Consider the following 23,942-nt stretch of genomic DNA (forward strand, 5'->3'; position numbering starts at 1 on the left):
CTACCGGAGCCGTCCCGGAGCCCGTACCTGAGGGGTCAGCGTCGGGGGACGGTGATGTGGTAGCCCGCGTCGAGGAGTTCGGGCAGATAGCGACGGAGCGCGGTCACGCTCTGGGCGCGGTCGCCGCCGGCGTCGTGGGAGAGGACGACGGCGCCGGGCGCGGCACCGTCGAGGACGCGGCGGACGATGGTGTCGGCCCCGGGTTCCTTCCAGTCCAGGGTGTCGACGGTCCAGGCGAGCGGCTCCATGCCCAGCTCGGCCCCGATCTCGAAGGAGTGCCGGTTCCAGGCCCCGTAGGGCGCGCGGTACCAGAGCGGGGCCGTCCCCAGGGTCCGTTCGACGGCCTCGCTGGTGGAGCCGAGCTCGTCGCGGATGCGGGAGGGCCGCAGCTTGGGGATGAGGGGATGCGACCAGGAGTGGTTGCCGACGACGTGCCCGTCCGCGGCCATCTCCCGCAGCAGGTCCGGGTTCTCGACGGCCATCTCGCCGCAGACGAAGAACATGGCGCGGCAGTCGTGGCGGCGCAGGGTCTCCAGGATGCCCGGGGTGTAGCGGGGGTCGGGGCCGTCGTCGAAGCTGAGCACCATCGAACGGCCGACCCCGGACATGCTGAGGAAGGGCCGCTGCCGGACCGGGGGCACGGCCCGCCGGTACGCCGGGGGCGCGTACGCGGTCATCGGCTGGAGGCGGTACGAGGTGGGGCGCAGCCGGGCGGCCTGCGCCTGCGGGCCCGCGGCGGGGCCCGCTCCCCGGCGGGGTGGGGCCGGGGGCGCGGCGGTCCCGCCGGCCCGCTCGGGCGCCGCGAGCCGGTCCGCCGCGATGACTCCGACGGTGGCGGTGGCCCCGAGGGCGGCGGCGAGCCGCAGCACCGCACGGCGCCCGTTGGGCATCTGATCCTTTTTCATGACCAATGGTTCATACGGATGAGAGCCTGCGCGGCTCATCGACACCGACCGCCCCATCGAAAGCACCCGATGAGCCGATAGCCTCGAAGGGTGAGCGAACAGCAGCCCGGTCGGTTCGAACGGGGTACCGACGGTCCGAAAGTGATCATGGCGGGAATCGACGGCTCGGCCTCCTCGCTGCGCGCGGCGGCCTACGCGGCCGGGCTCGCGCGGCGGCAGAACGCCCTGCTCGCGCTCGTCTACGTGCAGCCGTTGATCACCGCGGGCGCCGCCATGGGCGCGCCGACGGCCGGGACCACCGAGGAGATCGCCCAGGACCTGGTCGCGGAGATCCGCGCCTCCGCGGAGCGGGTGAAGGACCTCTGGCGGATGCGGTGGGAGTTCCACACCTTCCGGGGCGACGCCTACGCGGGCCTGGTCCAGGCGGCGGAGGAGCTGACGGCGGACGCCGTGGTCGTGGGCGCGTCCGAGTCGGCCGGCCACCGGTTCGTGGGCTCCGTGGCCGTCCGGCTCGTGAAGGCGGGCCGCTGGCCGGTCACCGTCGTACCGTGACCGGCCGGCCGCCGCCGTGACCGGCTCGCCGCGACCGCGACCAGCCCGTCGCCGTTGACCGGACCCGTCGCCGCCCTGACCGGCCCGCGCGGTCGGTGGCGGGCTACTTGCCCATCACCAGGCCGTCCTCGGCCGCGCCGCGGCTGAGCACCACCTGCCGGATCGTGTCCCGGATCTCGGTGCGGTGCGGATCGGAGCCGTCGGCGGCGAGGTTGACCACCCGGCCGCGCGCGGTGTCGAACCACTGGGGGACGAACTCGGCCTTGGTGACCTCCCAGCGCCCGCCGGGCGTCCTGGGCGGGCCGAAGGTGAAGCGGCCGATGCTGCCCTGGTTGCCGCGGGGGTCGTAGGCGCCCGCGTGGTTGATCATGTCGCCGGCGATCTGATCGCCCATCCCGTAGATGATCCAGGTGCCGTTGACCTTCTCGTAGGCCTGCGGCACGTGGGCGTGCGTTCCGATGATCAGATCGATGTCGGGGCGGCCGCCGCTCTGCGAGGCGGTGAGCGAGCGACCGAGCGTGAGCTGCCGCTGGTCGGGTTCGGTCTGCCACTCGCTGCCCCAGTGGACGCTGACCACGACCACGTCGGCGCCGGCCGCGCGGGCGGCGCGGGCGTCGGCGATCACCTTCTGTTCGTCGAGCTTCTGCACGGCCCAGGGCTGCCCCTCGGGCATCGGATAGCCGTTGGTGTCGTACGTGTAGGCGAGCTGGGCCACGGTGGCACCACCCGCCTTGAGCAGGGTGGGCCGCGCCGCCTCCTCGGCCGTTCGGGCCGACCCGGCGTGCCGGACACCCGCCCGGTCCAGGGCGTCGAGAGTGCGGCCGAGGCCCGCCGCGCCGTCGTCGAGGGTGTGGTTGGAGGCGGTGGAGCAGGAGTCGTAGCCGGTGGCCTTGAGCGCGGCCGCGACCTCGGGCGGCGACTTGAAGGCGGGATAGCCGGTGTAGGGCCCGCCGTCCTTCCCGTACACGGTCTCCATGTGGCAGATGGCCAGGTCGGCACGGGAGACGACGGGCTTCACCCCGGAGAACATCGGCGTGAAGTCGTAGCCGTCCCCGCCCGCGTCCTGGGCGGCACGGCGGATGATCGAGTCGTGCGGGAGGACGTCTCCGGAGGCGACGAGGGTGAACCCGGCGGGCGCGGATGCCCCGCCGGGTGCGGCGGACGGGGCGGCGGGCCGCGCGGATCCCGGTCGCCCGGTCGCGGCCTCGGGGCTGGGGGCTCCGCCGGCCGGGCCGCTCCCGTCGGTGCAGCCGGTCGCCGCCGCGAGCAGGACGGCGGCGAGCGCCGCGACGCCCGCGGGTCTGGTGCGTGAGGTCATGTACGGCACTCCGCCCGATTCATGGGATGAACATCTGTTCATACGAATTCATCTCGCGGGAAAGCCGCAGTCAAGGGTCAAGGCCGCAGAGCGTCAGGAACCACGCTGAAACGGACGCAATGACTCCGGTCGACCGCCTCGCGACCGCTCGGCGTACCACTCGCCGCTCGGTGCGACCGTTCGTCGCAGACCGATGTCCGTTCCCTGTCCCTTGCCGTCCGAATGGGTTCCGATACGCCCCGGACGACGAGCCGCAGGAGAGGCGGGGAGCATGACAACGGCAACCACCGACGAACGGACCCTCGAGGAGTTGCAGCGGGACCACGGCCCCGCGCTCCTCTCCTTCCTGCTCGGCCTCACCTATGGGGACCGCCAGCGGGCCGAGGACCTCGTCCAGGAGACCCTGGTACGGGCCTGGCTCCACCCCGAGGCCTTCGACGGCCCCTACGATTCGATGCGCCCCTGGCTCTTCACCGTGGCCCGCCGCCTCGCCATCGACGCCCGGCGCTCACGCCTCGCCCGGCCCGCCGAGATCGGGGACGGCGTCCTCGCCGTGACCCCCGACCCCGACGACGCCACCGCCTCGGCCGAGGCCGCGCTCGACGTACGGGCGGCCGTCCGCGAACTGAGCCCCGAGCACCGCGCGGTCCTGGTCCGGATCTACTTCCACGGCCTGACCGTCAACGAGGCCGCCGTCGACCTCGGCATCCCGGCCGGCACCGTCAAGTCCCGCTCCCACTACGCGCTGCGGCAGCTGGGCCGCTCGCTGCCCGGCTACCGGCCGCACCGCGCGGCCGTTGCCCGGCCCCGTGTCACGGCCCCACAATGACGCCGTGACGCTGACACTCGCCGCCGCCGAAAAGATCCTCGCCGACAACTTCGCGCCCTGGGTGCTCGATCTGGGGCTGACCGTCGAATCGGTCGACAGCCAGGAGGCCCTGCTCCGGCTCCCGTGGTCGGACCGGCTCGCCCGGGAGGGCGGCGGCCTGTCCGGCCAGGCCCTCATGGCCGCCGCCGACACGGCGACCGTGATCGCGGTCGCCGCGGCCCGGGGCGGCTTCGTGCCCATGACCACCGTCCAGCAGTCCATCAGCTTCCAGCGGGCGGTCGTCGGGGCCGACGTCCTGGTGCGGGCCCGGCTCACCAAGGCGGGAAAGCGGATGGCCTTCGCCGACATCGCCATGACGGCCGAGGGCACGGAGGAGACCGCGGCCCACGCGACCGCGGTGTACGCACTCCTCGGCTGAGCCGCCCCACCTCCCGGGGCCGCCACCCCGACGGCCGTCGGAGCGGGCGGCCGTCGGAGCGGGCGGCCGTCGGAGCGGGCGCGCCCGCCGTCCGGACGCCTCCCCCGCCCCGTACACCTCCCCGGACATCAGTAATCCCACCGGCACCGATCCGGCCGGGAAACGTATCCGAAACCACACGGGCGAGTTGAGCAAAGCGGGACACGCGGGCGCCCTCCACGGAGGAAGCTCTCCCCGGGTCCCACACGTCCGGGTCCCCCGATGTCCGGGAGAAGGTGGGAGCGTTGCGCCCCGAGAGCACGAACGGCGCCGGCGGCACGAGTGGCGGCGAACTCGCCGTCCCGATGGCCTGGCTGTGCGCCGAGTACCTGGCCGACGAGGTGCTGCGGGCCGCCGCCCTCGTGGCGCCCGGCTCACTGGAGTACCGGGCAGGCCTCCAGGCGCTCGCCCTCACCGTCCACCTCGCGGAGGAACCGGACGGGCCGGTGGGTGGCCGGCCCGCCTGCCGGATCGACGAGTGGCTGCGGCACACGGCGTACGACCGGCCCTGGCCGCCCTGGGTCGAGGAGCGGCTCGCCGCGCGGCGCTCGGCCGGCGGCGACAGCCCCGACCTGGCGCTCGCGGAGACCGCGTGGCGCGGCCTGCGGGACACCTGGGTCCGCGCCGCCGACCTCGACGGCCGGACGGACGACGCGTCCGGCTGCCCCGTCGACGAGGAGGAGCAGATCTGGCTGCCCGCCTGGAAGCTGGGCCTGCCGCTCGCCCATCTCTCCCTGCATCTGCGCTGACTGACCGGTCCCTGCCCGGTCCCTGCCGGTCCGTGCGCGGTCAGGGCGATGAACGGTGCACGCCCGGGCGGTACTTGGGGATGCGCACCGTCACCTTCATCCCCGCGCCGACCCCGGTCTCGATGACAAGCCCGTACTCCGCCCCGTACACCTGGCGCAGCCGCTCGTCCACGTTGGACAGGCCGATGCCGGAGCCGGCCGGGTGCTCTCCGCGCAGGACCGCGCGCAGCAGCTCCGGGTCCATGCCGATGCCGTCGTCCTCGACGGTCACCACGGCCTCCGCACCCGCGTCGCGGGCGGCGATCGTGACCCGGCAGCCCCGCTCCCGGTCCTCCAGGCCGTGCTTCACGGCGTTCTCCACGAGGGGCTGGAGGCACAGGAAGGGCAGGGTGACCGGCAGCACCTCGGGGGCGATCTGCAGCGTCACCTTCAGCCGCTCCCCGAAGCGCGCCCCGGCGAGCGCCAAGTACTGCTCGATGGAGCGTAGTTCGTCGGCGAGCTGGGCGAACTCGCCGTGCTTGCGGAAGGAGTAGCGGGTGAAGTCGGCGAACTCGAGGAGGAGTTCGCGTGCCTGTTCCGGGTCGGTGCGGACGAACGAGGCGATGGCGGCGAGGGAGTTGAAGATGAAGTGCGGGGAGATCTGCGCCCGCAGCGCACGGATCTCGGCCTCCACGATGCGGGTGCGCGAGCGGTCGAGTTCGGCGAGCTCCAGCTGTACGGAGGCCCAGCGGGCCACCTCGGTCGCGGCCCGCACCAGGACGGCGGACTCCCGCGAGCCGTAGGCGACGAGCGCGCCGAGCACCCCGTCCTCCCCGGTGAGCGGGGCGATCACCGCCCAGCGCAGCGGGCAGGCGGGGTCGGCGCAGTCCGTGTGCACGGACCTGCTGCGGCCGGTCTCCAGGGTCTCGGCGGCCTGCTCCGGGACGTGCGCCCGGTGATGGTCCTCGCCCGGTCCGTCCCAGGTGAGGACGGCGCCCCGGTCGGTGAGACAGAGCGCCTCGGTGCCGAGCAGCGAGCGGAGGGTGCCGGCCGCCCTGCGCGCGGTCTCCTCGGTGAGTCCGGCGCGGAGCGGCGGAGCGGCCAGGGAGGCGGTGTGCAGGGTGTGGAAGGTGGCCCGTTCGACGGGAGTGCCGAGGTCGGGATCGGCGGCGCGGCCACCGCGCCGGGCGGCGAACCGCCCGAGGACGAAGCCCGCGGCGAGCAGTACGGCCCCGGCGGCGGCCGCCGCGGCCAGGGCGATGCCGCTCATCGGCGGACCTCCTGGGCGGGAGCGGGGACGGTGCCGGCGATCTCCTCCGGCAGATGGAGACGGGCGAGGAGCGCCGGGGTGCCGGGCGGGACGCGGCGGGGTGTGGCCAGGGAGACCAGGACCATGGTGAGGAAGCCGAGCGGGACCGACCAGACCGCCGGCCAGGCCATCAGGGTGTGCGGCCAGCCCTCGGGGGCGAGCCCCGCCCGGGTCGCCATCACGGCCGCGAGCGCGGAGCCGCCGCCCAGCAGCAGTCCGGCCGTCACGCCGGGCGGGGTGAGGCGCCGCCACCAGATGCCGAGGACGAGCAGCGGGCAGAAGGAGGAGGCGGAGACGGCGAACGCGAGGCCGACGGCGTCGGCGACCGGCACCTTCGAGGCGACCACCCCCACGGCCAGCGGTACGGCGGTGGCGAGCAGCGTAGCGAGGCGGAAGTGCCGTACGCCCCGGGACGGCAGCACGTCCTGGGTGAGGACCCCGGCGACGGACATGGTGAGCCCCGAGGCGGTGGAGAGGAAGGCGGCGAAGGCGCCGCCGGCGAGGAGCGCGCCCAGGAGGTCGCCGAGCAGCCCGCCCAGGATGCGGTCGGGCAGCACGAGCACGGCGGCGTCGGCCGAGCCGGTGAGGGCGAGCTCGGGGGCGTAGATCCGGCCGAGGGCGCCGTAGAGCGGCGGCAGCAGGTAGAAGGCGCCGACGAGTCCGAGGACGACGAGGGTGGTGCGGCGGGCGGCGCGGCCGTGCGGGCTGGTGTAGAAGCGGACGGCGACGTGCGGCAGGCCCATGGTGCCGAGGAAGGTCGCGAGGATCAGTCCGTACGTGGCGTACAGCTGGTGTCCGTCGCGGCCGCCGGCCAGCGGCTGCGACCAGCCGAGAGGATCCGTACCGCTGGCGACCCTCTCGGGCAGGGCCGCTCCCGGGGCGAAGGCGAGGGTCGTGCCGCCGAGGACGTGATGCGTGCCGGGGGCGAGGACCACGGTCCCCCGCTCGTACGGGACCGAGTCGACGCTGCCGGTGACGGTGAGGGTGAGCGGGGCGTCGAGCCCGATCCGTACCGTGTCGGCGACCTTGACGACGGTGTGGCCGCGCAGCACGGCAGGGGCGTCGAAGCGGGCCCTGGGCGCCCCGTCGCCGTACCAGGCGGCGAGCAGGAAGAGGACGGGGACGAGCAGGGCGGTCAGCTTCAGCCAGTACTGGAAGGCCTGCACGAAGGTGATGCTGCGCATCCCGCCCGCGGCGACCGTGCCGGTGACGACGAGGGCGACGAGCAGCCCGCCCACCCAGTCGGGGGCGCCGGTGAGGATCTCCAGGGTGAGCCCTGCGCCCTGGAGCTGGGGCAGCAGATAGAGCCAGCCGATGCCGACGACGAAGAGGCTGGCCAGGCGGCGCACCTGCGGGGATTCGAGGCGGGCCTCGGCGAAGTCGGAGAGGGTGTACGCCCCGGAGCGGCGCAGCGGGGCGGCGACGAGGACCAGCAGGACGAGGTAGCCGGCGGTGTAGCCGACTGGGTACCAGAGCATCGCGGGGCCCTGGACGAGGACGAGCCCGGCGATGCCGAGGAAGGAGGCCGCGGAGAGGTACTCGCCGCTGATCGCGGCGGCGTTGAGGCCGGGCCGCACGGTGCGCGAGGCCACGTAGAAGTCGGAGGTCGTCCGGGAGATCCGGAGGCCGAGGGCGCCGATGAGGACGGTGGCGAGGACGACGGCGGTCACTGCCGCGACGGCGTAGGTCTGGTTCACGCGGAGTGCTTCACCGTTCGACCAGGCCGGTGAAGTCCCGCTCGTTGCGTTCGGCGCGCCGTACGTACCAGTGGGCTATCCCCCAGACGACGGGATACACCCCGACACCGAGGGCGAGCCAGACGAAGGCCTCGGGCGCGGGCAGCGCGAGGAGCAGCGGCAGCGAGCCGACGAGCAGGGCGAGCGCCCCCAGGGCGGTGAGGGCGGCGCGCAGCTGGCTGCGCATCAGGGAGCGGACGTAGGTGTGGCCGAGGGTGGTCTGCTCGTCGATCTCGGAGCGGGCCGGCGGGTGGACGGGGCGGCGCCGGGCGGGGCCCGGCACGGTCGTCCCGGCGCCGTGGGCGGAGGCGTACGTGACGGTCTCGCGGCGGGGCCGGCGCTGGGAGTCCCCCCGGCCGAAGGCGGGGGGAGGGTGCTGCTCGGACATCGGCGTCCGCTTCCGTCGGACTTGCGGCCCTCGGGGCCCGGGTCGCGTGGAGTCTACGCAGGTGGGAGCACCTGCGGTAGGGGGCGGCGCAGGACCGGCTCAGCCTCCGGCCCGGCGCATCAGCAGGTCCCGGAGGGGGCGGGCGTGCCGCCGGCTGACCGCCAGGTCGGTGTCTCCGACCCGTACGGAGGTGGCGCCGCCGTCGAGGCGGAGCTCGTCGATCCGGGCGAGGGCCACGAGATGGCTGCGGTGGATGCGGACGAAGCCCCGGGCGGCCCACCGCTCCTCCAGGGTGGAGAGCGGGATGCGGACGAGGTGGCTGCCGTGGTCGGTGTGCAGGCGGGCGTAGTCGCCGTGGGCCTCGACGTACGCGATGTCGTCGACGGAGACGAAGCGGGTGATCCCGCCCAGTTCGACGGGGATCTGCTCGGGTGCGGCGGGTGCGGCGGGCGCCGCCGGGACCGGGGCCGCGGTGGCGTGCACGAGGTCATGGACACGGCGGACGGCCTCGGCGAGGCGCTCGCGACGGACGGGCTTGAGGACGTAGTCGACCGCCTTCAGGTCGAAGGCCTGGAGCGCGAAGCCCTCGTGGGCGGTGACGAAGACGACGAGCGGCGGGCGGGCGAACCCGGCGAGCAGCCGGGCCACGTCGAGTCCGGTGAGGCCGGGCATGTGGATGTCGAGGAAGACGACGTCGACGGCGTCGTCGCCGTCCGGTCCGGTCTCCAGGGCACGCCCGATCCTGCGGAGGGCGGCGGTGGCGTCGCCCGCGCCCTCGGCGGAGCGGACGCGGGGGTCGGCGCGCAGCAGGTAGAGCAGCTCCCCGAGGGCGGGTTCCTCGTCGTCGACGGCCAGTACGCGCAGCATGCGGCGGAGTGTAACGGGCGGCCGCGAGCACCTCCGCGGCGTCGGGCTACTTGAGGAGCTTGGACAGACGGCGGTCGGCGAGCGGTTTGCCGCCGGTCTGGCACGTGGGGCAGTACTGCAGGGAGGAGTCGCTGAAGGAGACCTCGCGGATGGTGTCCCCGCACACGGGGCAGGGCTCGCCGGTGCGGCCGTGGACGCGCAGGCCGCTCTTCTTCTCGGCCTTGAGCTTGCCGGCGGCGAGGCCGTGGGAGCGTTCGACGGCCTCGTGGAGGGTGGTCCGCATCGCCGTGTAGAGGGCGGTGGTCTCCTCCGGGGTGAGGTTCTGGGTGGGTTTGAAGGGTGATGTCTTCGCGGCGTGGAGGATCTCGTCGCTGTACGCGTTGCCGATGCCGGCGATGAGGCTCTGGTCGCGCAGGGCGCCCTTGATCTGGCGCCGTTCGCCGGAGAGCAGCGCGGCGAACTCCTCGGGGCCGAAGTCCTCGGCGAGCGGATCGGGTCCGAGCCGTGCGACGCCCGGCACCTCCTGCGGGTCGTGCACCAGGTACACGGCGAGGCGCTTGGTGGTGCCCGCCTCGGTGAGGTCGAAGCCGTCGCCGCCGGTGAGCGCGGTCCGCAGCGCCAGCGGGCCCTTGCCGGGCCTCGGCGGGCCCGAGGGCAGCGGGTCCTGCCACCGGAGCCAGCCCGCGCGGGCGAGATGGATCAGGAGGTGCAGCTCGCCGGCGGGTCCCGTGGCGGTGAGGTCGAGGAACTTCCCGTGCCGTCCGACCGCGGTGACCTCGGCGCCCTCGACGGCACTGAGGGGCGGGTCGTACGTCTTGAGGACGCTGATCGCGACGGGCAGCACGCGGGCGATCTCCTTGCCCACCAGGTGCGTGTCGAGGTACGCGCGGAGCGCTTCCACCTCGGGGAGTTCGGGCATGGTTCCACCCTGCCGCACGGGTGGCGGGGCCGCGCGCCGGACACCCTGGGGGTCGTGTCCGGCGCGGACCGGGCGGGGCTTGCCGGACACCCCCGCGCGGACCGGGCGGGGCCGTCCGGACACCCCCTACGGCGTGTCGGGCGGGTCCAGGAGGTCGAGTTCGGCCGTGAGGGCGTCGGCCAGCGCGTCGAGGTCGGGGACGGCCTCGCCGTCGGCGACGAGTCCGATGTGGACCTGCCCGCCGTACGGGGACATGGCGACGGCGAGCGACTGGCCGCGGGCCAGCGGGGCCATGGGGAAGAGCGCGCGCAGCGGCGCGCCGCCGAGGGAGAGCGCGGAGCGGGGCAGCGGCACCTGGGTGACGAGGAGGTCGAAGAGGAGCCGGGCGGCGCCGGCGGCGAAGGGGGCTCCGAAGCGGTGGGCGAGCGGGGGAAGTTGGTCGGCGAGGAGGGCGACGGCCCCGGCGCCCCTGAGGGGGCCCGCGGCCTTGTTGCGGTCCATGGCGCTCCGGACGGCGGCGAGCCGGGCCGCCGGGTCGGCCTCGGTGACGGGCAGGTCGAGGAGGTAGCCGGAGAGGCTGTTGCCGGGGCCGGGCGGGGTGCCGGGCCGGCGCCGGGAGACGGGGACGAGGGCCCGGGGGTCGGCTGCGGGGAGGGGCAGCCCGCGCCCGTCGAACCAGTGGCGGAGGGCCCCGGCGACGAGGGCGAGGAGGACGTCGTTGGCCGTACCGCCGGTGGTGCGGCGGATCCGGTGGATTCGCTCCAGGGGCAGCGAGGCGGTGGCGATCCGGCGGGTGCCGCTGGACTCGGCGGCGAGTGCGGCGGTGGGCCGCCCGTCGAGGCGGCTGGCGCGGACGACGGAGGCTCCGACCTCGACGGCCCGGCCGAGGTCGCCGAGCCGGTCGCGCGCCATGCCGAGGAGCCGTCCGGGCCCGGGGAACCAGGAGCGTGGGGGTACGGACCGGACGCGGCCGGCGGGGCGGCGGCCCGCGGCGATCTCGTCGAAGATCCCGGCGCCGATGGCGACCGCGCGCATGCCGTCGGCGAGGGCGTGGTGGAGCTTCACGAGGACGGCGAAGGAACCGTCGGGGGCGCCGCTGAGCAGGTACATCTCCCAGGGCGGCAGACCGCGGGCGACGGGACGTTCCATGAGTTCGGCGGCGAGACGGGCGGCCTCGGCGGAGAAGTCGGCGCCGGGGAGGGTGATCTCGTGGACGTGGCGGCTCACGTCGAAGTCGGGGTCGGCGCTCCAGGCGGCGCCGCCGACGGGCAGCAGGACGTCGCGGACGCGCATGCGGAGCCGGGGGACGGCGGCGGCGCGGCGGGCGAGGAGGCCGAGGACGTCCGGCGGCTCCTGGCCGCTGTCCGTGGGGGTGGGGCCGAAGTGGGCGAGCGCCCCGAGGTGCAGGGGGTGCGCGGTGGATTCCAGGTGCCAGAAGGCCAGGTCCAGTGGTGCCAGTAGCTCGCTGCTCACGGGTGTCCTCACGTACGTGCTGCGCGGAGAGCGGAAGTCGAAGTCAATCGCGCACCGACAGTTACGGTCAAGTATGATCAGTGCACGCTCTGTTAACAGTCGCACTCTTCTGTTAACGGTCGCACTTCTCCGTGACGGGCTCAGTTCGGCACGGTGAATTCACACCACACGCACTTGCCGCTCCCCCGTGACTCCACTCCCCACACGTCGGAGATCTGGTCGACGAGCAGGAGCCCGCGCCCGGACACGCCCGCCTCCCCCGCCTCGCGGCGCCGGGGCAGCGCGCTGGAGCGGTCCTCGACCTCGACCCGGAGCCGGCGCTCGGCGCCGCCGAGGATCCGCAGGGTCACGATGGCCCCGCCGTCGGTGTGCATCAGCGCGTTGGTCATCAGCTCGTCGGCGACCAGCTCGATCTCGTCGGCCCGCTCCTCGGCGCCCCAGGCCTGGACCGCGGCCCTGATCATATGCCGGGCCGAGCTGAGTGCCTCGGGGTCGTTCTGGGCCACGTGCTGCTGGAACCGGCCCGCCCCGTGGGCGGCGGTCGCGGTCCGGCGGCGCAGGAGCAGGATCGCGACGTCGTCCTCGCCACCCCGGTCGGCGACCACGTCGCACAGGTGGTCGGCGAGCTCCTGGAGGTCGGCGGGCCCGCGCCGGACGAGGGCGGAGAGCCATTGGAGGCCTTCGTCGAGGTCGGAACCGGGTTTCTCGACCAGACCGTCGGTGTAGAGCATCAGGGTCTGCCCGGGGTCCAGTTCCAGCGTGGTCACCGGATAGTCGAGCCGGCCGAACTCGGCGGACAGCCCGAGCGGCAGTCCGCCCTCCACGGGGATCCTGCGGCAGCGCCCGTCCATCTCCCGGATCAACGGGTCGACATGGCCGGCACGCACCACCTGGACGACTCCGGTGCCGAGGTCGACCTCCGCGTACGTGCAGGTGGCGAAGCGTTCGGTGTCGAGTTCGTGCAGGAAGACGGAGGCGCGGGCCATCACCGTGGCCGGGGTGTGCCCCTCGGCGGCGTACGCGCGCAGCACGATCCGCAGCTGGCCCATCACGGCCGCCGCGTGGGTGTCGTGGCCCTGTACGTCCCCGATGACGGCGCCGACCCGCCCGCCGGGGAGCGGGATGATGTCGTACCAGTCCCCGCCGATGTCCCGGCCGAGGCGGGCCGAGCGGTAGCGGACGGCCGTCTGGGCGCCCTGCACGTCGGGGATCCGGCGCGGCAGCATCGCCTGCTGGAGCCCCTCGGCGAGGTCGTGCTCCTGCTCGTACAGCATGGCCCGCTGGAGGCTCTGGGCGATGCTGCTGCCGAGGGCCACGAGCAGGGTCCGCTCGTCCTCGCTGAAGCCGGTCTTGTCGCTGTAGAGGAGGCCGAGCGCGCCGATGGGCCGGGCCTGGGCGATGAGCGGCAGATAGGCGGCGGCGGTGATGCCGAGTCCGCTGATGTGCGGCCAGAGCACCGGGAACGAGGCGGCGAAGTCCCGGGCCGAGTCGATGAAGCGCGGCCGCAGGGTGCGGATCACCTCGCTCATCGGGTACGGCTCGTCCACCCGGGTGAACCGGGTGCCCGGCACGAAGGCGCCCTCGGGGCCCTCGGCGACCAGATGGATGCGGCCGGCGTCGAGGAGGCCCATGACGAGGCTCGCGGCGCCGAAGTGTTCCAGCGCGTGGGAGTCGTTGAGCAGGTCGATGACGTCCTGCACGGTCCGCGCGTAGGCGAGGGCGGCCGTGGTGCCCTCGACGACCCCGGCGCGTCGGCGCCGCCCCTCGTCGAGGCCGAGCCGGGCGGCGGACTCGGTGAGTTCATGGGTGGCGTCCCGGACGACGCCGACGATACGGACCGGGCGGCCGGTGTCGTCGCGGTGGACGATGCCCTGGGTGTGGGTCCACTGGTGGCCGCCGTCGCGGCGGCGGATGCGGAAGTACGCGCCGTACTCCGCGCTGCCGTCCTTGAGCGCCTGCGCGACCAGGGTGTCGAGGCGGCGGCCCTCGTCCGGCAGGACCCGCGAGCCGAGCGATTCGGGGCGGTCGTCGTACTCCGCGCGGTCCAGGTCGAAGACGTCGAGGGCGGCCTCGTCCATGATCATCGTGCCGGTGGTGAGATCCCAGTCGAACCCGCCCATCCGGAAGGCCGTACCGAATTCGGCCAGGATCCGCGCCGTCCCGGCGCCCGCTCCCTCAAGGACGCGGCTGAGCCGCTCGACCGCATCCCCGCCCCCGTTGCCCGCGTTCATGGGGCCACGCTAGGCGCAGCCCCGCCCGTGCGCACCATGAAGATCCGTTTCACCCTTCGAAGGTCTCGGGCTGGTCCGGGACCGGTTCGGCGGGGAAGAGCTCGTCCGGCGGCAGCTCGCCGTCCGGCACGGTCTGCTCGCCGGGGGGCTCCGCGTACGGGTCGGCCGGGTCCGGCCACATCGGGGGGTCGGCGTTCGGGTCCTGGTACGGATCCTCGTCGGGCACGGGGTACGGGTCGGGGTCGGCCGGGCTCGGGTCGGCCGGGCTCGGGTCGGTGCCGGTGCCCCCGGTCCCGGAGGCGTCGGGCAGCGGGTTCTCCGGGGCCGGGGGGACCGGAGCGGGCGGGACGGGCGCCTGGGAGGGGGTGTCCGGGGAGGCGGAGTCGGGGGCCGTGCGGCGGTCGGGGGCGCTCGGGTCGGGTGTGGCGCCGTCCGGCCTGGCCGGGTCGGGCCGCGCCGCGTCGGCGAGGGCGCACGCGTCCGGGTCGCAGTCCGGCTCGACGGCGGGCTTGCGGTCCTCGGCCCCGTCGCTGCCGGTGGCCCGCTCGATCCAGCTGCGGTCGGCGGCGTTGACGATGACCAGGCTGGTGACGACGGTGGTGGTCGGCCGGACGACGATCACGCGGTCGGGGTCGAAGCCGTCCCAGGGGTCGCCCTGGTGGATGCCGTCCCGGATCGCGGCCGGGGTGCGGAGCGGGTTGCCGCAGGCGCAGCGGACGCGTGGGGAGCCGTACTGGTCCACGAGGACCGCCGTACCGGTCTGGAGGACGGACTGGAAGGCGTTGGCCCTGCGGTCGCGGTAGCCGTGGTTGGTGACCCGGGTGTCGGAGCGCAGGACGACCGGGGTCAGCCCGCGCAGCCAGTCGGCGACGTTGGTCTCGGGGATTCCGGCGGCCTCGGCGAAGGCACGGGTCCTGTCCTGGTCTGCGGAGAGGAACGCGACCTGCCGCTCGACGTCGCAGCTGCCCTCCGCGCGCGTGCCGCCGTAGAGACCGGGGGTGGAGCCGGTGATCTCGCGGACCTGCTCGGCCTCGGGGTTCCCCCTCCGGGGCGGGGAGGACGTCTGCGCGGTGACCCGGGCCGAGGACTCGGTGAAGGGGTCGGGGCCCGGGGCGGCGAGCGGCTGGAGGAAGACGTCCTGCGCCGAACCGGCCGCGGCGGGCTGGGCGCCGCCGTGGGACCCCTCCCAGACGGAGCTGCACCCCGCGAGGAGGAGCGACGCGGTGAGCGCCGCGAGCGCGGAACGCGCCACGGCCGCGCGCGGGGCCACTCGGGAAGTGGTCGGAGCCGCAGGGGATGTGGTCGGAGCCGCTCGAGAAGTGGTCGGAGCCGCCAGGGAGGTGGTCGCGTCGAGAGCGGTCGGGTGGGTCGCGCCGGGAGCGGTGGGGGTTCGCCGCGTCCGGCTGAGGGGTGAGCGCACTGGTTCTCCCGCTTTCTCTCCCCCGGGCCACGGCGCCCGGTTCCGGCCAGTCCTTCATGTCTGTCGCAGTGCGTGGGGCCCCGCAAGCGGAGGGCCGCCGACCGTGTCGGCACCCCCACTTGAACGCGTTCAAGAAACCCTCTACGCTCGGGATCGACAGTTGAACGTGTTCAAGTGGGGGGATGTGCAATGACCGCACTGTCGGTCCTGGTGGGCACGGTCGTCACCATCGGCATGTTCTGGGTGGTCCCGACGGGGCTGGCGCTCCTCGACGGCCCCCGGCCACCGGGATGGGACCCGCTGCGGCGCGCCTGGCCCCTGTTCGCCGCCGCCGGCGCTCTCGCCCTGTGGCTGCCCCGCTCCGGGCTCTCGACCGCGCTCGCCGCCGTCTACGCCCTCGCCACACTGGCCCTCGCGCTCCAGGCCCCGGCCCGGCTGGTCCTGACCCGCTCCCTCGCGCCGGGCGAGGTCGCGGTCCTCACCGCCCTGGTCGCGCCCTCCGTCGCCGGCCTCGCGCTGGTCGCGGAACGGGCCTCGTACCCGCTCTTCGGCTTCGACCTCGACATCCTGGCGCTGACCGTCCCGCACTTCCATTTCGCGGGCTTCGCCGCCGCCCTGGTCGCCGGTCTCCTCTGCCGCGTCTCCGACGGCCCCACCGCCCGTTTCGCCGCGCTCAGCGTCCCCGCGGGCACCCTGCTCGTCCTGCTCGGCTACTTCGTCGACGACTGGGCCGAGCTGCTCGGCGCCGTCGTCCTGACGGCCGGCATGACGGCGGTCGCGGTCCTGACCCTGCGCGAGCGCCGCACCCTGGCGGCCGACCGCCTCACCCGGGGACTGCTCGCCGTCTCGGCCCTGGTCCTCTTCGTCACCATGCTGCTGGCGCTGAGCTGGGCGCTGGGCGAGGCGACCGGCCTTCCGCACCTCGACCTGACCTGGACGGCCGCGACCCACGGACTGGGCAACGCCCTGGGCTTCGCGGTCTGCGCGCTGCTCGCCCACCGCCGCCTCCGCTCGGACCACCCGACGCCGACCCATCCGACCACGAGCCATCCGACCCGCAGGCCCCGCACATCCCACACGTCCCGCGCGACCTCCTCAGCCCCCACAGCCCCCACAGCCCCCACGGCCCGCCCGCGAACGGAGCTTCCGGCATGACCCGCCTGATGAACAGCCTGTCCCGGCCCGACCGCCCCCGCCCGACCCTCAGCTACCGCGAGGTCGCCGCCACCCGCAACCCGGCCGCCCTCCCCGAGGGCTACCACCACCTGCGGCACAGCGCGGTCGTCGGCCACGGCCGGGCCGCCTTCGAGGCCGCCGGAGCCGCCGTCACCACCTGGCGGATGCACCGCGCCACCGGCGCGCGCCTCGTCGCCGACTCCGACCGCGCCGCACCCGGCGTGGCCGTCGAGATATCGGCGGGCCTAGGCCCGCTCCGGCTCGGCGCCCCCTGCTCGGTGATCTGGACGGCGTACGAGGAACAGCGCATCGGCTTCGCCTACGGCACCCTCACCGGGCACCCGGAGTGCGGCGAGGAGTCCTTCATGGTCCACCTGGAGCCCGACGGCACGGTCCGGTTCGCGGTCACCGCGTTCAGCCGCCCCGCCTCCTGGTACACCCGGCTCGGCGGCCCCGTGATCCCCCTCCTCCAGCGGGCGTACGCACGTCACCTGGGCCGGACCCTGCGGCGCCTCGTCAGGACGTGATCCCGGGCCGATACTGGAAGCGATGGAGTGGTTCACCGCACCCGACCACTGGCTGAGCCGGATCGTCTTCCAGCGGGGCCTCGCCGGGTTGTACTGCGTGGCGTTCCTGTCGGCGGCCCTGCAGTTCCGGGCGCTGATCGGGGAGCGCGGCATGCTCCCCGTACCGGAGTACGTGCGCAGGACCCGGCCGCGGCACACTCCGTCGCTCTTCCACTGGCGCTACTCCGACCGCCTCTTCGCGACCGTCGCCTGGTCCGGCGCCGCGCTCGCCCTCGCGCTGCTCGCGGGCGCCGGGGACGCGGTGCCGCTGCCGGTGTCGATGCTGCTCTGGCTGATCCTCTGGGCGCTGTACCTGTCGATCGTGAACGTGGGCCAGACCTGGTACTCCTTCGGCTGGGAGTCGCTGCTCCTGGAGACCGGGTTCCTGGCGGTCTTCCTCGGCAACGACGACACGGGGCCACCGATCCTCGTGCTGTTCCTGCTGCGCTGGCTGCTCTTCCGGGTCGAGTTCGGCGCCGGGCTCATCAAGATCCGCGGCGACCCGTGCTGGCGCGATCTGACCTGCCTCTACCACCACCACGAGACCCAGCCGATGCCCGGCCCGCTGAGCTGGTTCTTCCACCATCTGCCGCGCCCCCTGCACCGGGTGGAGGTGGCGGCCAACCACGTCGTCCAGCTGCTCGTACCGTTCCTGCTCTTCGCTCCGCAGCCGGTGGCCACGATCGCGGCCGGTCTGATGATCGCGACCCAGCTGTGGCTGGTGCTGTCCGGCAACTTCGCCTGGCTGAACTGGATCACCATCGTGCTCGCCCTCTCCGTCGTGGACGCCTCCCCCGTCACCGGCGCACACCCCCAGCCGGAGCCGCCGCTCTGGTACGTGGTCCTGGTCGTGGCGGTCAGCGTGTTCGTCCTGGTACGGAGCTACCGCCCGGTGCGCAATCTGCTGTCCCGGAACCAGGCGATGAACCGCTCGTACGACCCGTACCACCTGGTCAACACCTATGGAGCGTTCGGCACGGTCGGCCGGATCAGGGACGAGATCGTGGTCGAGGGCACCGACGACCCGGCGCCGCACGCGGGGACGGTGTGGCGGGAGTACGGCTTCAAGGGCAAGCCCGGCGATCCACGCCGGCTGCCCCGGCAGTTCGCCCCGTACCATCTGCGGCTCGACTGGCTGATGTGGTTCGCGGCGCTCAGCCCGGGGTACGCGCGCGACTGGTTCGGTCCGTTCGTCGAACGACTCCTCGACGGCGACCGGGACACCCTGCGGCTGCTCGCCCACAACCCGTTCCCCGACGCGCCGCCGGTCTTCGTCCGCGCCCGGCTCTACCGCTACCGGTACACGACCTGGCGCGAGCTCCGGGCGACCGGGGCCTGGTGGCACCGGACGCTCGTACGCGAATACCTGCCGCCCATCCGGCTGCGGGAACCGGCGCGCGGGCCTCGCTGAACGTGCTGGTGCCCCCGGCCGCGAACGGCCGGGGGCACCAGGGGTGAGGCAGGGGATCAGTCGATGCCGGGCAGGATGTGGGGCTCGGCGAGGTCGTCCTCGTAGCCCGCGAGCCGGATCGGGGCCGCGTGGGCCCACACTTCGAGGCTCCCCAGCTCGCCGTTCCGGCGCGGCCGGTCCTTCTTGGGTTCGGCCGGTCGCGGTTCCTGCTTCGTCAGTTCTGGTGTCACCGCGCACTCCTTCGTGTCACGTACCTGTAGGACAAGTGCCGGTCGGTCGCGGTGGCGCCGTTCGTCGGGCGGGACCGCGGCCTTGGTGGAAGGCCTGTTGTCCCTGGTAGGCCGTGAGGACGGTGTGTCTCCTCGGTGGCCGACCGTGAACATCAGAGTAACCAAATGAGCGCATCCGCGCTCTACCGGGCTCCGAAGTGTGACGCGATCGGGTGAACCGAGCCGAAAGAGCGCCCCACCTGGCCGGTGAGGCGCTCTTGCCGGAACGGTGGGAACCGGCTTCTACCAGTTCGCGGGGGCGTAGTCCTTGAGGAAGCAGCCGTAGAGGTCCACGCCGTCCTCGCCGCGCACGATCGGGTCGTAGACCCGGGCCGCGCCGTCGACCAGGTCGAGCGGGGCGTGGAAGCCGGCCTCGGCGAGGCGCAGCTTGTCGAAGTGCGGACGCTCGTCGGTGATCCAGCCGGTGTCGACCGAGGTCATGAGGATGCCGTCGGTCTTGAACATCTCCTCGCCGCTGGTCCGCGTCACCATGTTCATCGCGGCCTTGGCGGCGTTGGTGTTCGGGTGCCCCGCACCCTTGTAGCCGCGGCTGAAGACGCCCTCCATGGCGGAGACGTTCACGACGTACGAACGCCCGCTGGCGGCCTTCTTCGCCGCCTCGGCCATCACCGGGCGCAGCTTGCTGATCAGGATGAACGGCGCCGTGTAGTTGCAGAGCTGGGTCTCGAGGAGCTCCACCGGGGAGATCTGCTCGATGCTCTGCACCCAGGTGTTGGAGTCGACGACGTCCGGCACCAGGCCGCCCGCGTCGATGGCGGTGCCGTCGAGGTGCTTGGCGATGGTGGCGTTGCCCGCGACGAGCGCGAGGTCGGCGACCTGCTGGGCCTCCAGGTCGCGCACGCCGGCGGGAAGCTCGGACGATCCGACGAGCTCGCCGACCGCGCCGGAGTTGAAGGCGCCGATGACATGGTGGGCGGGCAGCTCGCCGGCCGGCAGCGCGGCGCTCTCGCCCTCGACCAGCGCGGCGTACGCGGACGGCAGTCGGCGCACGGTCTGCGTCGCGTTGTTGATGAGGATGTCCAGCGGCCCGGCCTCGGTCATCTGATCGGCGAGCGCCACGGCCTGCGCCGGGTCGCGCAGGTCGATGCCGACGACCTCCAGGCGGTGCATCCAGTCCGCCGAGTCGTCCATCGCCTTGAAGCGGCGGATGGCGTCCTTGGGGAAGCGGGTGGTGATGGTGGTGTGGGCGCCGTCGCGCAGCAGCCGCAGCGCGATGTACATGCCGATCTTCGCCCGGCCGCCGGTGAGCAGGGCGCGCTTGCCGGTGAGGTCGGCGCGGGCCTCGCGCTTGGCCCGGTTCTCCGCGGCGCACTTCTGGCAGAGCTGGTGGTAGAAGTAGTCGACCTCGACGAACCGCGTCTTGCAGACGTAGCAGGAGCGCGGACGCTGGAGTATCCCGGCGATCCGGCCTTCCTCGGTGACGGAGGAGGGCAGGATGCCCTCGGTCTCGTCGTCGATGCGCTGCGCGGAGCCGGTGGCCGTGGCCTCCGTGACCGCCTTGTCGTTGGCGGTCTTGAACGCCCGGCGCTCCTGGCGGCGGCGCTGCTTCACGGTCCGGTAGATCCCGGCCGTGGCACGGCGGACGCGGATGGCGTCCGGGTGGTCGACGTCCAGCTTGTCGAGCTCGTCGAGGACGGCGAGGCAGACGGCCAGGCGATCGGGGTCGATTCCCGGCCCGTAGTCCTGGTTTTCTTCGGTCACCGTCATGGCCTTCGGGTTCCTCGTTCGCTCGTAACGTCGCCGTTCGTGGGGTGTCGCCGTCGATGGGCTCGTGAGACGGCAACCTTGGCAACTTTACGGAGCGGGGGGCCGCCCCTCCAAACCCGTTCGGGGGGCGTGGTCGAAGACACAGTCGCCGCACAGTCCCCCGCCGGGGCAGCGGTAGTAGAGGCAGCAGCTGGCGCGGCGCAGCCGGGGGCCCCGGACCGTACCGGCGAGGTCGGGGTGGTCGAGCAGTCCGGAGACCAGGTCGGCGGCCCGTGCGGCGGCCTCCGGGCGGCCGTGGGCGTGCGCCCAGCGGGTCAGCTCGCGCAGGGCGCCGGCCAGCGCGGAGCCGGCGTTGCCCCAGAGCAGGCGCGGGGAGATGTGCCCGTCGCGGCGCAGGGCCGCGTGGAGCGGCACGAGGTGGGCCTCCTGGACGGCGGCGCGGATCTCGTCGACGGTCGCGGGGCGGGTCCCGGAACCGGCCCACCACAGGTCGTCGGGGGAGACGAGGGCCCCGTCCCAGTACAGCTCGGCGGGGTCGAGGGCGGGGAAGCGGCCGTGCAGGGCGGCGGGCCCGAGGGCGGTCGACCAGAGCCGGGCGGCGAGCCCGAGGTGGGCGACGGAGGCCCCGACGCGCCGCTCGGGGGCGCCGAGCCGGGCGGCGACCCGGTCCACGCGCGCGTGGAGGGGGCCGTCGTCGCCCGCGTACAGGCGCGCGAGCGGACGGTGTGCTCCGCCGGCCTCCGGCGCGGTGGTGCGCAGGGCGAAGAATCCACCCACCGAACCGCTCTCGTCGAGATCCACTCCGAGCTCCCCCCGGTTCTGCCGGCCGGTCGGTCCCGTGGGTCCGGCTCCGGCGAATTCCGAACACCGTAGCGCCTCTGCGCGAGCACCCGCGGGCAGCTCGAAAAGGCCCCTTTGCACCCTTCTGACCTGCGCGGGTGTACATCTACGGGCGTACGCGGGGCCGATGTACTGCGACGGGTGTACCCGCGAAGACGTCCCCTGGTACGACGACGCGATCGGCCGGGAAGAGAGATCGTGGAAGGTATGAGTCCCCTCCTGCTGTCCGTCATCCTGGCCCTGGTCTCGGCGGTCGCCTACGCGGCCGCGGCGATCGTGCAGGAGCGGGTCGCGGCCTCCGCCACGGGTCCGCGCTACGCGCCGCTGCGCAGCCCGGCCTGGTGGGGGTCCGTCGTGCTCAACGGCGTCGGCGCGACCCTGCACGTCGCGGCCCTCGCGTACGGACCGCTCAGCCTGGTCCAGCCGCTGGGTGCGCTGACGATCGTGTTCGCGCTGCCCATGGCGGCGCTCTTCGTCGGCCGCAGGGCCGGATCGCGGGCCTGGCGCGGCGCGGTGATGGCCACGGTGGGTCTGGCCGGGCTGCTCAGCCTGACGACCGGTGCCGAGGCGCGGTCCCTGGCCGACGGTGACCGGTGGCTGCTGGCGGGCTGCACGTTCGGGGTGGTGGCCGCGCTGTTCGCGGTCGCGCACCTGGTGGGCAGGTCCGTGCTGCGCAGCGTCGTCCTGGCCGCCGCCGCGGGTGTCTCCTTCGGCATCGCCTCGGTCTTCACGAAGTCGGTGGCGGAGGAGTGGACGTCCGGCGCCCCGCTCGCCGAGTGGACCGCGCTGCTGGTCCTCTCGGCGCTCGCCGTGACCGGTCTGCTCCTGTCCCAGGCCTCGTACCGGGGCGCGGGGCTCGCGGCCCCGCTGGCCACCGTCACGGTGGTCAACCCGGTGGTCGCCGCCGCGGTGGGCCTGACCCTGTTCGGGGAGAGCTTCCGCTACGGCGCGGCGGGCACCGTCGCCGCGCTGATCAGCGGCGCGGTGGCCGCGGGCGGCCTGATCCAGCTCACCCTGGACCGGATGACGGTGCCGGCCGAGTCACTCCCGGCGTCGGGTCAGGGGCGTGCGCCGGACTCCGGACCAGCGGCGGGGTCAGAGGGAGACCCCGCGCGCCCTGAGGTAGGCCAGGGGGTCGATGTCGGAGCCGTACCCGGGGCCCGTCCGTACCTCGAAGTGCAGGTGCGGCCCCGAGCTGTTGCCGGTCGATCCTGAGCGGCCGATGCGCTGGCCGGCGGTGACCCGCTGGCCCTCGCGGACGGCGAGCGCGGAGAGGTGGGCGTACTGGCTGTAGCGGCCGTCGTCGTGGCGGAGCACGATCTGGTAGCCGTACGCGCCGCCCCACCCGGCGGAGACGATCCGTCCCCCGGCCACGGCCTTGACGGAGGTGCCGGTGGGCACGGGGAAGTCGACTCCGGTGTGGTAGCCGCTGGACCAGGAGGATCCGGGCTTGCCGTAGCGGGTGCCGATGCCGGCGGAGACGGGGGCGGAGTAGCGGCTCTCCTCCGCGGCGGGCGGCCGCGGCTTGGAGGCGGGCCGGGAAGCGGGCTTCGGCTTGGGCCTGGACGCGGGCTTGGCGGCGGGCTTGGCCGTCTGCTTCGCCACGGGTTTCGTGGCCGGCCTGGACGTCTGCTGCGCGGCCGGCTTGGCGGCGGGCTTGGCGGCAGCCTTGCTGACGGGCTTGGTCGTCGGCTTCGCCACGGGCTGCTGCGCGACCGGCTTCGTGCTCGGCTTCGCGACGGGCTTCGTGGTCGGCGGTGTGACGGCCCGGGGCCGGGGTACGGTGCCCGGTCCCGAGAGCTTCGGCGGGGGCGTCGTGGCCGAGGGGGCCTTCGCCGGGGGCTTCTTCGGGGCGGCGATGCGCAGGGTCAGGCGCTGGCCGGGGTGGATGAGGTCGGGGTCGTCGCCGACGACGGGCCGGTTCGCGTCGTAGAGGCGCTTCCAGCCGCCCTGGACCCGCTCGTCGCGAGCGATCTTCGACAGGGAGTCGCCGGGCGTCACCGTGTACATCTCACGGACGGTGGGGACGGCGGTCGGACCGACGTTCCTGGCAGGCCGCTCGGATAAGGCGCGCTGCCCGGGCAGGGAGGCGGTGCTGGGCGCGTTCCCGCCGCCGGACGCCTTCGTGGTCGCCGTACCGGGGGTGGTGTCCGGGCCGTCTCCGCCCCGGGCGAGGCCCGCGCCGGGGCCGCAGGACGGCCAGGCGCCGGGCCCCTGGCCCTTCAGGACCCGCTCGGCGATCGCGATCTGCTGGTCCTTGGAGGCGAGGTCGGCGCGCGGCGCGTAGTGCGTGCCGCCGTAGGCCTCCCAGGTGGACTGGCTGAACTGCAGACCGCCGAAGTAGCCGTTGCCCGTGTTGATACGCCAGTTGGAGGTCGACTCGCAGGCCGCGACCTTCTCCCAGACGTCGAGCGACGCGGCCTGGACGGTGCCCGCGCCGATGAACGGCAGGGCCATTCCGGCGCCTCCCGCGGTGACGGTGAGCGAGGCACGGTTGATCCGGCTCGGCTGGTGGCGGCGGTGACGTCCGCGTACGGCCATGGGCCCCCCTTGAACACAGCGACAGCCGTCCAAGTTAGGGGTGGCGCACGCTCCGTGACAAGGGATACGCCAAAGCCCAAGGCCCCTATGTCACCTTCCCGTTGACGCCGGACGACGTCCGGCGGGCCCCGGCTGGGGCTGGGGCTCGGGGTCCGGCACCGGTCCACCGGGCTGCGGAGCCGGGCTCGGATCGGGGTCCGGAGGGGCCGGGACCGGGTTCGGCGGCGGCACCGGCGGCGGCGAGGGCACCGGCGGCGGAATGGGCGAGGGGGGCAGCGG

The 23,942-nt window shown here is 74.0% G+C and carries 22 protein-coding genes; 8 read left to right on the plus strand and 14 right to left on the minus strand.

Features of this window, described 5'->3' with window-relative positions; all coding sequences use genetic code 11:
• Window positions 1–35: 35 nt before the first annotated feature.
• The gene (locus tag N5875_RS03305; protein WP_338491704.1) at window positions 36–890 is read right to left on the minus strand and encodes a polysaccharide deacetylase family protein; all 855 of its coding nucleotides are present in this window, start codon (window positions 888–890) and stop codon (window positions 36–38) included.
• A gap of 105 nt (window positions 891–995) precedes the next feature.
• Between N5875_RS03305 and N5875_RS03310 the strand changes: the two genes are divergently transcribed.
• Window positions 996–1,457: a universal stress protein gene (locus tag N5875_RS03310; RefSeq protein WP_318211983.1), complete on the plus strand. Its 462-nt coding sequence runs from the start codon at window positions 996–998 to the stop codon at window positions 1,455–1,457.
• A gap of 103 nt (window positions 1,458–1,560) precedes the next feature.
• Here N5875_RS03310 and N5875_RS03315 read toward each other — a convergent pair whose 3' ends face one another.
• Entirely contained in the window at window positions 1,561–2,775 is a 1,215-nt protein-coding gene (locus N5875_RS03315; RefSeq protein WP_318211984.1) for a CapA family protein, read from the minus strand.
• Window positions 2,776–3,046: 271 nt separating this feature from the next.
• Here N5875_RS03315 and N5875_RS03320 point away from each other — a divergent pair, with 271 nt between their 5' ends.
• The 3 genes from N5875_RS03320 to N5875_RS03330 all read left to right on the plus strand — a co-directional run bounded on the left by N5875_RS03320 (window position 3,047) and on the right by N5875_RS03330 (window position 4,810).
• On the plus strand, window positions 3,047–3,604 hold the full coding sequence (locus N5875_RS03320; protein ID WP_187621285.1) for a sigma-70 family RNA polymerase sigma factor: 558 nt from the start codon (window positions 3,047–3,049) through the stop codon (window positions 3,602–3,604).
• 4 nt (window positions 3,605–3,608) lie between these two features.
• The gene (locus N5875_RS03325; RefSeq protein ID WP_318211985.1) at window positions 3,609–4,022 is read left to right on the plus strand and encodes a PaaI family thioesterase; all 414 of its coding nucleotides are present in this window, start codon (window positions 3,609–3,611) and stop codon (window positions 4,020–4,022) included.
• A gap of 284 nt (window positions 4,023–4,306) precedes the next feature.
• Window positions 4,307–4,810, plus strand: coding sequence for a hypothetical protein (locus tag N5875_RS03330; RefSeq protein ID WP_318211986.1), 504 nt, complete (start codon window positions 4,307–4,309; stop codon window positions 4,808–4,810).
• Window positions 4,811–4,850: 40 nt separating this feature from the next.
• Here the strand turns inward: N5875_RS03330 and N5875_RS03335 are convergent, their stop codons facing one another.
• From N5875_RS03335 to N5875_RS03370, 8 genes are all read right to left on the minus strand, one after another.
• Window positions 4,851–6,059, minus strand: coding sequence for a histidine kinase (locus tag N5875_RS03335; RefSeq protein ID WP_338491707.1), 1,209 nt, complete (start codon window positions 6,057–6,059; stop codon window positions 4,851–4,853).
• Window positions 6,056–7,795 (minus strand): cation acetate symporter, encoded by a 1,740-nt coding sequence (locus N5875_RS03340; RefSeq protein WP_318211988.1) that lies wholly within the window; start codon window positions 7,793–7,795, stop codon window positions 6,056–6,058. The genes N5875_RS03335 and N5875_RS03340 overlap by 4 nt, the downstream gene beginning before the upstream one ends.
• A 10-nt stretch (window positions 7,796–7,805) precedes the next feature.
• The gene (locus N5875_RS03345; RefSeq protein ID WP_318211989.1) at window positions 7,806–8,222 is read right to left on the minus strand and encodes a hypothetical protein; all 417 of its coding nucleotides are present in this window, start codon (window positions 8,220–8,222) and stop codon (window positions 7,806–7,808) included.
• 99 nt (window positions 8,223–8,321) lie between these two features.
• Complete coding sequence (locus N5875_RS03350; protein WP_318211990.1) at window positions 8,322–9,089, minus strand: LytTR family DNA-binding domain-containing protein; 768 nt, start codon at window positions 9,087–9,089, stop codon at window positions 8,322–8,324.
• Window positions 9,090–9,135: 46 nt separating this feature from the next.
• Window positions 9,136–10,008, minus strand: a complete 873-nt coding sequence (locus N5875_RS03355) for a DNA-formamidopyrimidine glycosylase family protein (RefSeq protein WP_318211991.1) — start codon at window positions 10,006–10,008, stop codon at window positions 9,136–9,138.
• Between the two features lie 126 nt (window positions 10,009–10,134).
• Window positions 10,135–11,481: a wax ester/triacylglycerol synthase family O-acyltransferase gene (locus N5875_RS03360; RefSeq protein ID WP_338491710.1), complete on the minus strand. Its 1,347-nt coding sequence runs from the start codon at window positions 11,479–11,481 to the stop codon at window positions 10,135–10,137.
• A gap of 140 nt (window positions 11,482–11,621) precedes the next feature.
• Window positions 11,622–13,601 carry a SpoIIE family protein phosphatase gene (locus N5875_RS03365; RefSeq protein ID WP_318212037.1) on the minus strand — a complete coding sequence of 660 codons (1,980 nt, stop codon included), beginning with the start codon at window positions 13,599–13,601 and terminating at the stop codon, window positions 11,622–11,624.
• Between the two features lie 160 nt (window positions 13,602–13,761).
• The gene (locus N5875_RS03370; protein WP_338491712.1) at window positions 13,762–14,982 is read right to left on the minus strand and encodes a DUF6777 domain-containing protein; all 1,221 of its coding nucleotides are present in this window, start codon (window positions 14,980–14,982) and stop codon (window positions 13,762–13,764) included.
• A gap of 348 nt (window positions 14,983–15,330) precedes the next feature.
• Here N5875_RS03370 and N5875_RS03375 point away from each other — a divergent pair, with 348 nt between their 5' ends.
• Genes N5875_RS03375 through N5875_RS03385 form a run of 3 tightly spaced genes read left to right on the plus strand, consistent with a single transcriptional unit; the run spans window position 15,331 to window position 18,285 of the window.
• Window positions 15,331–16,287: a YndJ family protein gene (locus tag N5875_RS03375; RefSeq protein ID WP_338499072.1), complete on the plus strand. Its 957-nt coding sequence runs from the start codon at window positions 15,331–15,333 to the stop codon at window positions 16,285–16,287.
• A complete protein-coding gene (locus N5875_RS03380; RefSeq protein ID WP_338491714.1) occupies window positions 16,284–16,835 on the plus strand; it encodes a DUF1990 domain-containing protein in 552 nt (183 codons plus the stop codon). The genes N5875_RS03375 and N5875_RS03380 overlap by 4 nt, the downstream gene beginning before the upstream one ends.
• 22 nt (window positions 16,836–16,857) lie before the next feature.
• Entirely contained in the window at window positions 16,858–18,285 is a 1,428-nt protein-coding gene (locus N5875_RS03385) for a lipase maturation factor family protein (RefSeq protein ID WP_338491715.1), read from the plus strand.
• A gap of 56 nt (window positions 18,286–18,341) precedes the next feature.
• On the opposite strand, the gene N5875_RS03390 is transcribed toward N5875_RS03385, so the two are convergent.
• From N5875_RS03390 to N5875_RS03400, 3 genes are all read right to left on the minus strand, one after another.
• Window positions 18,342–18,515, minus strand: coding sequence for a hypothetical protein (locus N5875_RS03390; protein WP_167346833.1), 174 nt, complete (start codon window positions 18,513–18,515; stop codon window positions 18,342–18,344).
• Between the two features lie 282 nt (window positions 18,516–18,797).
• On the minus strand, window positions 18,798–20,282 hold the full coding sequence (locus tag N5875_RS03395) for an SDR family NAD(P)-dependent oxidoreductase (RefSeq protein WP_318211996.1): 1,485 nt from the start codon (window positions 20,280–20,282) through the stop codon (window positions 18,798–18,800).
• An 87-nt stretch (window positions 20,283–20,369) separates the two neighbouring features.
• Window positions 20,370–21,083 carry a (2Fe-2S)-binding protein gene (locus tag N5875_RS03400; RefSeq protein ID WP_318211997.1) on the minus strand — a complete coding sequence of 238 codons (714 nt, stop codon included), beginning with the start codon at window positions 21,081–21,083 and terminating at the stop codon, window positions 20,370–20,372.
• Between the two features lie 246 nt (window positions 21,084–21,329).
• Between N5875_RS03400 and N5875_RS03405 the strand changes: the two genes are divergently transcribed.
• Entirely contained in the window at window positions 21,330–22,337 is a 1,008-nt protein-coding gene (locus tag N5875_RS03405; protein ID WP_318211998.1) for a DMT family transporter, read from the plus strand.
• Here the strand turns inward: N5875_RS03405 and N5875_RS03410 are convergent.
• Entirely contained in the window at window positions 22,218–23,663 is a 1,446-nt protein-coding gene (locus N5875_RS03410; RefSeq protein ID WP_318211999.1) for a transglycosylase family protein, read from the minus strand. The genes N5875_RS03405 and N5875_RS03410 overlap by 120 nt on opposite strands.
• Window positions 23,664–23,942 lie beyond the last annotated feature (279 nt).

The organism is Streptomyces sp. SJL17-4 (genome assembly GCF_036826855.1).
In the GTDB taxonomy this organism is placed as follows: domain Bacteria; phylum Actinomycetota; class Actinomycetes; order Streptomycetales; family Streptomycetaceae; genus Streptomyces.

Excerpts from the sequence above, each read along its gene's own strand:
- N5875_RS03305 (WP_338491704.1), bottom strand. The coding sequence starts at position 890 with ATGCCCAACGGGCGCCGTGCGGTGCTGCGGCTCGCCGCCGCCCTCGGG.
- N5875_RS03365 (WP_318212037.1), bottom strand. The coding sequence starts at position 13,601 with ATGGGCGGGTTCGACTGGGATCTCACCACCGGCACGATGATCATGGAC.
- N5875_RS03350 (WP_318211990.1), bottom strand. The coding sequence starts at position 9,089 with ATGCTGCGCGTACTGGCCGTCGACGACGAGGAACCCGCCCTCGGGGAG.
- N5875_RS03335 (WP_338491707.1), bottom strand. The coding sequence starts at position 6,059 with ATGAGCGGCATCGCCCTGGCCGCGGCGGCCGCCGCCGGGGCCGTACTG.
- N5875_RS03410 (WP_318211999.1), bottom strand. The coding sequence starts at position 23,663 with ATGGCCGTACGCGGACGTCACCGCCGCCACCAGCCGAGCCGGATCAAC.
- N5875_RS03320 (WP_187621285.1), top strand. The coding sequence starts at position 3,047 with ATGACAACGGCAACCACCGACGAACGGACCCTCGAGGAGTTGCAGCGG.
- N5875_RS03395 (WP_318211996.1), bottom strand. The coding sequence starts at position 20,282 with ATGACGGTGACCGAAGAAAACCAGGACTACGGGCCGGGAATCGACCCC.
- N5875_RS03385 (WP_338491715.1), top strand. The coding sequence starts at position 16,858 with ATGGAGTGGTTCACCGCACCCGACCACTGGCTGAGCCGGATCGTCTTC.
- N5875_RS03405 (WP_318211998.1), top strand. The coding sequence starts at position 21,330 with ATGAGTCCCCTCCTGCTGTCCGTCATCCTGGCCCTGGTCTCGGCGGTC.
- N5875_RS03315 (WP_318211984.1), bottom strand. The coding sequence starts at position 2,775 with ATGACCTCACGCACCAGACCCGCGGGCGTCGCGGCGCTCGCCGCCGTC.
- N5875_RS03380 (WP_338491714.1), top strand. The coding sequence starts at position 16,284 with ATGACCCGCCTGATGAACAGCCTGTCCCGGCCCGACCGCCCCCGCCCG.
- N5875_RS03345 (WP_318211989.1), bottom strand. The coding sequence starts at position 8,222 with ATGTCCGAGCAGCACCCTCCCCCCGCCTTCGGCCGGGGGGACTCCCAG.
- N5875_RS03355 (WP_318211991.1), bottom strand. The coding sequence starts at position 10,008 with ATGCCCGAACTCCCCGAGGTGGAAGCGCTCCGCGCGTACCTCGACACG.